Source organism: Frankia sp. EI5c, assembly GCF_001636565.1.
GTDB lineage: Bacteria > Actinomycetota > Actinomycetes > Frankiales > Frankiaceae > Parafrankia.
In genome coordinates this window covers 1-5763 of record NZ_LRTK01000135.1, presented here as the reverse complement: position 1 = coordinate 5763, position 5763 = coordinate 1, and the positions used below count along the sequence as shown (strand labels likewise).

General features: G+C 70.1%; 4 protein-coding genes and 15 pseudogenes. 17 read left to right on the top strand and 2 right to left on the bottom strand.

What is annotated here, in order from left to right:
- The 16 genes and pseudogenes from UG55_RS44640 to UG55_RS44570 form a co-directional block, all read left to right on the top strand.
- Positions 1-179 (top strand): annotated as a pseudogene (locus tag UG55_RS44640) (amidohydrolase); the annotation flags it as partial.
- A gap of 257 nt (positions 180-436) precedes the next feature.
- Positions 437-503: pseudogene (locus UG55_RS45870) on the top strand (hypothetical protein); the annotation flags it as partial.
- 1 nt (position 504) lies between these two features.
- Positions 505-619 (top strand): annotated as a pseudogene (locus tag UG55_RS44635) (hypothetical protein); the annotation flags it as partial.
- Between the two features lies 1 nt (position 620).
- A pseudogene (locus UG55_RS44630) lies at positions 621-1187 on the top strand (acyl-CoA dehydrogenase family protein); the annotation flags it as partial.
- 1 nt (position 1188) lies between these two features.
- Positions 1189-1269, top strand: a pseudogene (locus UG55_RS44625) (hypothetical protein); the annotation flags it as partial.
- Position 1270: 1 nt separating this feature from the next.
- A pseudogene (locus UG55_RS44620) lies at positions 1271-1376 on the top strand (hypothetical protein); the annotation flags it as partial.
- A 33-nt stretch (positions 1377-1409) separates the two neighbouring features.
- Positions 1410-1738: acyl-CoA dehydrogenase family protein (locus UG55_RS44610; RefSeq protein ID WP_255360546.1), on the top strand; the 329-nt coding region annotated here is incomplete at its 5' end.
- 43 nt (positions 1739-1781) lie between these two features.
- Positions 1782-1901: pseudogene (locus tag UG55_RS44605) on the top strand (acyl-CoA dehydrogenase); the annotation flags it as partial.
- A 1-nt stretch (position 1902) separates the two neighbouring features.
- A pseudogene (locus UG55_RS44600) lies at positions 1903-2076 on the top strand (acyl-CoA dehydrogenase); the annotation flags it as partial.
- A 1-nt stretch (position 2077) separates the two neighbouring features.
- Positions 2078-2437 (top strand): annotated as a pseudogene (locus tag UG55_RS44595) (phosphotransferase family protein); the annotation flags it as partial.
- 1 nt (position 2438) lies between these two features.
- Positions 2439-2647 (top strand): annotated as a pseudogene (locus tag UG55_RS44590) (acyl-CoA dehydrogenase); the annotation flags it as partial.
- A gap of 1 nt (position 2648) precedes the next feature.
- Positions 2649-2757 (top strand): annotated as a pseudogene (locus UG55_RS44585) (acyl-CoA dehydrogenase); the annotation flags it as partial.
- Positions 2754-3569 (top strand): enoyl-CoA hydratase-related protein, encoded by an 816-nt coding sequence (locus tag UG55_RS26420; protein ID WP_066074618.1) that lies wholly within the window; start codon positions 2754-2756, stop codon positions 3567-3569. The pseudogene UG55_RS44585 and the gene UG55_RS26420, both read left to right, overlap by 4 nt.
- Positions 3570-3605: 36 nt before the next feature.
- Positions 3606-4083, top strand: a pseudogene (locus tag UG55_RS44580) (alcohol dehydrogenase catalytic domain-containing protein); the annotation flags it as partial.
- Position 4084: 1 nt separating this feature from the next.
- Positions 4085-4353: pseudogene (locus tag UG55_RS44575) on the top strand (zinc-binding dehydrogenase); the annotation flags it as partial.
- Between the two features lies 1 nt (position 4354).
- Positions 4355-4589 (top strand): zinc-binding dehydrogenase (locus UG55_RS44570; RefSeq protein WP_242425150.1); only part of this gene is annotated, 235 nt, incomplete at its 5' end.
- A 332-nt stretch (positions 4590-4921) separates the two neighbouring features.
- Here the strand turns inward: UG55_RS44570 and UG55_RS44560 are convergent.
- Positions 4922-5147: pseudogene (locus tag UG55_RS44560) on the bottom strand (TetR/AcrR family transcriptional regulator); the annotation flags it as partial.
- Position 5148: 1 nt separating this feature from the next.
- Positions 5149-5298: pseudogene (locus UG55_RS44555) on the bottom strand (TetR/AcrR family transcriptional regulator); the annotation flags it as partial.
- Positions 5299-5672: 374 nt separating this feature from the next.
- On the opposite strand from UG55_RS44555, the gene UG55_RS28025 reads away from it, so the two are divergent.
- On the top strand, positions 5673-5763 hold a 91-nt coding region (locus UG55_RS28025; RefSeq protein ID WP_304440458.1), incomplete at its 3' end, for an undecaprenyl-diphosphate phosphatase.

Sequence of the window (5763 nt, the reverse complement as noted above, 5' to 3'; positions counted from 1 at the left end):
ACAAGATCACCTGGGAGAACGCCTGCCGGTTCTTCAGCTGGGACCCGTTCGCCGAGATCCCGAAGGAGCGGGCGACCGTGGGTGCCAGGCGCGCGATCGCCACCGACGTCGACACCGCGATCCGCTCCCGCAAGGAGTGGGCACGCCTGTTCGCGGAGAAGCAGGCGCAGGACGCGTAGGCGGCAACGCCCGGGCAGCAGCCCGGGGCGGTACTGCGCTCGGGGGTCGCCGGTCAGCCGGCGGCCCCCTTTCGCTTGTCCGGGGCGCGGGTCCTCTCCGCGGGTCCGCCCGGAACCGGGTCGTTCACCGGACGGCCACGTCAGGTGTCTGTCGTCCGGTCCGGACAGACAGGTCAGGATCGGTGTTCCGACCTCTCGGAAGTTGTGTTCTGTGTCCCGAGAACGTTATTCTGAGGCCTCCGAGAGGAGGGCCGACGATGTCCTGGGATTTCGAGACGGAGCCCGAGTACCAGGCCCAGCTCGACTGGGCCGACCAGTTCGTGCNGGAGGAGGTCGAGCCGCTGGACCTCGCCTTCGCGAACCAGCAGTTCGTGCCGCCGGACGACAACATGAGGCGGCTCATCGAGCCCCTGCGGCAGCAGGTGAAGGAGCGGGGCCTGNGGGCCACGCACCTGGGGCCCGCGCTGGGTGGCCAGGGGCACGGGCAGCTCAAACTGTCGCTGCTCAACGAGATCCTGGGTCGTTCCAGCTGGGCACCGCTGATCTTCGGCTGCCAGGCGCCGGACACCGGGAACGCCGAGATCATCGCGCACTACGGCACGGAGGCGCAGAAGAAGCAGTACCTGCAGCCCCTGCTGGACGGTGAGTGCTTCTCGTCCTACTCGATGACCGAGCCGCAGGCGGGCTCGGACCCGACCCAGTTCACCTGCCGCGCGGAGAAGGACGGCGACAGCTGGGTCATCAACGGCTGGAAGTTCTTCTCCTCGAACGCCAGCACGGCGCGCTTCGTGATCGTCATGGTGGTCACCAACCCGGACGTGAGCGCCTACCACGGCATGTCGATGTTCCTGGTGCCGACCGACACGCCGGGCATCAACATCGTGCGCAACGTCGGGCTGCCGGGCGAGCCGCTGGGCGAGGGCCACCACGCCCTCATCCACTACGACAACGTGCGGGTTCCCGAAGACGCCCTGCTGGGTGGTGAGGGCCAGGCGTTCGCCATCGCGCNGACCCGCCTCGGCGGCGGGCGGATCCACCACGCCATGCGCACGATCGGCCTCGCCCAGAAGGCGCTGGACATGATGTGCGANCGGGCGTTGAGCCGGCGCACCCAGGGCAGCCTGCTTGCCGACAAGCAGTTCGTCCAGGGTTTCATCGCCGACTCGTACGCCCAGCTCAAGCAGTTCCGCCTGCTGGNGATCTACACCGCGTGGTCGATCGACAAGCACNACGACTACCGGAAGGTCCGCAAGGACATCGCCACCGTGAAGGTCGTGATGCCCACCGTCCTGCATGACATAGCGGCGCGCTCGCTGCAGGTCCACGGTGCGCTCGGCGCCAGCAACGAGATGCCGTTCCACCAGATGGTGATGGGCTCGTTCGTGATGGGCCTGGCCGACGGCCCGACCGAGGTGCACAAGGTGACGGTCGCCAAGCAGGTCCTGCGCGACTACAAGCCCAGCGACGACCTGTGGCCGACCCAGCATCTGCCGAAGCGGCTCGCCGCCGCGCGGGAGAAGTACGCCGAGTACCTGGACCACGAAGTGGGGAACCTGTGATCGACATCGACCGTCTCGGCACCTGGCTGGACTCCGCCGGCCNGCCCGGAAAGGGCGAGCCGATCGAGCACCGCTACGTCTCCGGTGGCACCCAGAACGAGATCTACGAGATTCGGCGCGGCGAGCTGCACGCGGCCCTGCGGATCCCGCCGGCGACGGCGCCNGCCAGCCGGGACGCCGGCATCCTGCGCGAGTGGCGCATCATCGAGGCGCTCGACGGGACGGACGTTCCGCACACCGAGGCGATCGGCATGTGCGACGACCCCGCCGTCCTCGGTCGCACCTTCTACCTGATGGGCTTCGTCGACGGCTGGTCGCCGATGGACCAGCGCGGAGTCNGGCCGGAGCCGTTCAAATCCGACCTCGAGGTCCGCAAGGGGCTGTCGTACCAGCTCACCGAGGGCATCGCGCTGCTGTCGAAGGTGGACTGGCGGGCGAAGGGCCTGCTCGACCTCGGTCGGCCCGACGGCTTCCACGAGCGGCAGGTCGATCGCTGGACGGCCTTCCTGGAGCGGATCAAGAAGCGGGAGCTGCCCGGTTTCGACGTCGCCGCCAACTGGCTGCGCACGCACCGGCCGATCGACTTCATCCCCGGTCTGATGCACGGCGACTACCAGTTCGCGAACGTCATGTTCCGGCATGGTGCCCCCGCGAAGCTGGCCGCGATCGTCGACTGGGAGATGGGCACGGTCGGCGACCNCAAGCTCGACCTCGCCTGGATGCTGCAGAGCTGGCCGGAGGACACCAGCTCACCTGAGCTGACCGGCAAGGGCTACGCGGATCTGTACGCCATGCCGACGAAGTCGCAGCTGCTCGCGCACTACGCCGAGGTGTCCGGCCGGCAGGTCGACGACTACGACTACTACCTGATCCTCGCCAAGTTCAAGATCGCGATCGTGCTGGAGCAGGNCTTCCAGCGAGCCGGTGACGACGTCAAGCTGCAGTCTTTCGGGCCTGTCGTGCTCAACGCGATGAAAGAGGCGGCGGACCTGGCTGAGACGACAGACTACAAAGCATGACTGACACCACTGCCACCACCGCCGCCGACACGAGCGAGATTCTGCTGGAGCGGGTCGGGGCGACGCTCGTCATCCGCCTCAACCGGCCGGAGGCACGCAATGCGCTGACCCCCTCGCTGCTCAGCGCGATCGGCCTGGCGATCATCGAGGCGGAGACCGACCCGGAGATCCGGGCGGCCGTCCTGACCGCGACCGGCGAGAAGGCGTTCTGCGTCGGTATGGACCTCAAGGGCTTCGCCAAGGGGACCAGCTTCGCCGCCGACACCCCGGAGGCCAAGGCCGGTCTGGAGGCGTTCGGGCGGCTGACGAAGGGGGATGTGAAGGTCCCCCTCATCGGCGCCGCGAACGGCACCGCGGTGGGCGGCGGCTTCGAGCTGCTGCTCTCCTGTGACCTGGTCGTGGCCTCATCCGCCGCGAAGTTCGGTCTGCCCGAGGTGAAGCGCGGGCTGCTCGCCGCCGGCGGCGGAGCCGTCGCGATCGGCAGCCGGCTCCCGCTGGCGCTCGCCCTGGAGATCACGCTGACCGGGGACACCTTCGACGCGGAACGCGCGCTGCGGCTCGGTCTGGTCAACGCGGTGGCCGAGCCGGGGAAGGTGCTCGACGAGGCACTGGCACTGGCCGAGCGCGTCACCGCCAACGGCCCGCTGGCCGTGCTCGCGACGAAGGAGATCGTCCGGGCCGCCGCCGCGGATCCGGCCCGCGGCCAGGAGCGGATGGCCGCGCTGTCGCCGGGGGTGTTCGCCAGCGAGGACGCCAAGGAGGGCGCGACATCGTTCATCGAGAAGCGCCCGCCGGTGTGGAAGGGCCGCTGATGCTTCAGACCGAGGCGACGGGACGGGAGTGCGCGGATGCGGGCCGCGGTCTGTCGTGAGTACGGCCCGCCGGAGGTGGTGAGGGTCGAGGAGTTCCCGACCCCCACGCCCGAGGCGGGCCAGGTCGCCGTGCGGGTGCACGCGGCGGCGGTCAACTTCTCCGACGTACTGCTGGTCGCCGGGGAGTACCAGGTGAAGGTGCCGCCGCCGTTCGTGCCCGGCAGCGAGTTCGCCGGCGTCGTCGAAACCCTCGGCCCGGGCGTGACCGGGCTGGCGGTGGGGGACCGGGTGTTCGGCACGGGCATCGTCGGCGGGTTCGGCGAGGTGGCCATCGGGCGGGCCGAGGGTGTCACCCGCACGCCCCAGGGCGTTCCCGACAGCGTGGCCGCCGCCTTCGGGGTGGCACACCGCACCTCGTACCACATGCTCCGGTCGGTGGCCCGGCTGCAACCGGGGGAGCAGCTCGTGGTGCTCGGTGCCGGCGGTGGGGTCGGGCTGGCCGCGGTGCAGCTCGNGGTGGCGCTCGGCGCGACGGTGACCGCGGTCGCCTCCTCGGCGGAGAAGCTGGAGGTGGCCGCGGCCAACGGGGCGGTGAACCTCATCGACCACCGCTCGACGGATCTGCGGCGGGCGCTGAAGGAGATCCTTCCGGGCGGGTCGGACGTCGTCCTCGACCCGGTCGGCGGTGACCTGGCCGAGCCGGCGCTGCGGTCCCTGCGCTGGCGTGGGCGCTTCGTCACCGTGGGCTATGCCGCGGGCTCGATCCCGCGGATCCCGTTGAACCNGGTGCTGCTCAAGGGCATCCAGATCGGCGGGATGCAGCTCCGTGACCTCGGCATCCACGCTCCGGAGGAACTGCGGCGCAACGAGCGGGAGCTCATGGAGCTGTTCGCCGCGGGCAAGATCGTCCCGCATATCGGCGCCACCTTCTCGTTCGAGGAGAGTGCCGCCGCGCTGCGCTACGTGGCCGGCGGCAAGGCGGTGGGGAAGACCGTGCTGGAGATCGCGCCGGGGTCCTAGCGGCGGCCGGCAGCGGCGGCCGGCAGCGGCGGCGCCGGCCTCTCGGCCAGCCAGGGCCCGGCAGTCAGGTGCCGGGCGTCACGCCTCGGGCGCCGGGCGCGGGGGAGGCTGGTCGATGATCGAGACACAGAAGTCGACCAGGTGGCGCTGCTCGTCCTCGCTGGGGACCGTCCCGGGGGCCACGTGCCGCTGCATCGTGCCGAGGACCGCGTCCTGGATCACTCTGGCGTCGAGGTCCGGCCGCGGCCGGCCGGCGGTTGTCAGGGGCGCGATGAGAAGCTCGCCGAGCTGCTCGTCGAGGGTCGCCCGACCCGGCTCCGACTCGCCGGCGNGGGCGAGCAGCCGGTTGACGGTGGTGCCCTGCTGGGCCACCGTCGGCCGGGTGATCTGGGCGAGCATGCCCTCCACCCAGGCCGTCATCTGCCCGGCGGGGTCGGGCTGCTTGGCCATCTGGTGGCGCAGGTACGACCGGACGAGCACTATCCCGCGTTCCAGCACCGCGTGCATGAGGTCGTTCTTGCCGGCGAAGTACCGGTAGAAGGTCTGGTTGGACGTCCCNGCCTCGGCGACGATGTCGGCGACCTTCGGCTCGGCGGGCGAGACCCGCACGGCGACCCGGAGAGCCGCGTTGAGGATCTGTTCGACCTCGCTGAGGGCATCCCGCTGGTGCCGGTTCAGTGCCCGATCCACCGCCGCGCGCACCGAGGCCNGCGCGTCCTCCCACTCCACTCCAGCAGTGTCGTTCACACCTGACGTCCTTTGGGCGGGGGGATGNGGTAGCGACAGAATCTCCTTCTGTGCTCGGCAGAAGTATATTCTTCGTCGATCGCGGGTGCGAACATCCTGCCTGGCCTGGCCGCCTGGCCGGCGGGGAACCCGGCGCGGGCGGTCCACCCGCGGAAGCTCCGGCGCCACTGTCCGCGCCGGCGAGCGCCGCGACCGTCCCGTGGGAGACGCACGGGACCGCACCGACTACTGCGAGGCGCCGCCCCGCGGGCGTTGACCCCCTGTCAATAGCCGATCTTTCCCGGCATACACTTCTCCCGGTCCGCCGGTCGGAGGTGGTGCCGAGGAANGACTGGAATGAATATCGTCGAAGCGGTTTTCCTTGGTGCGGTCGAAGGGCTGACAGAGTTCCTTCCGATCTCCAGCACGGGCCATCTCACGATCATCG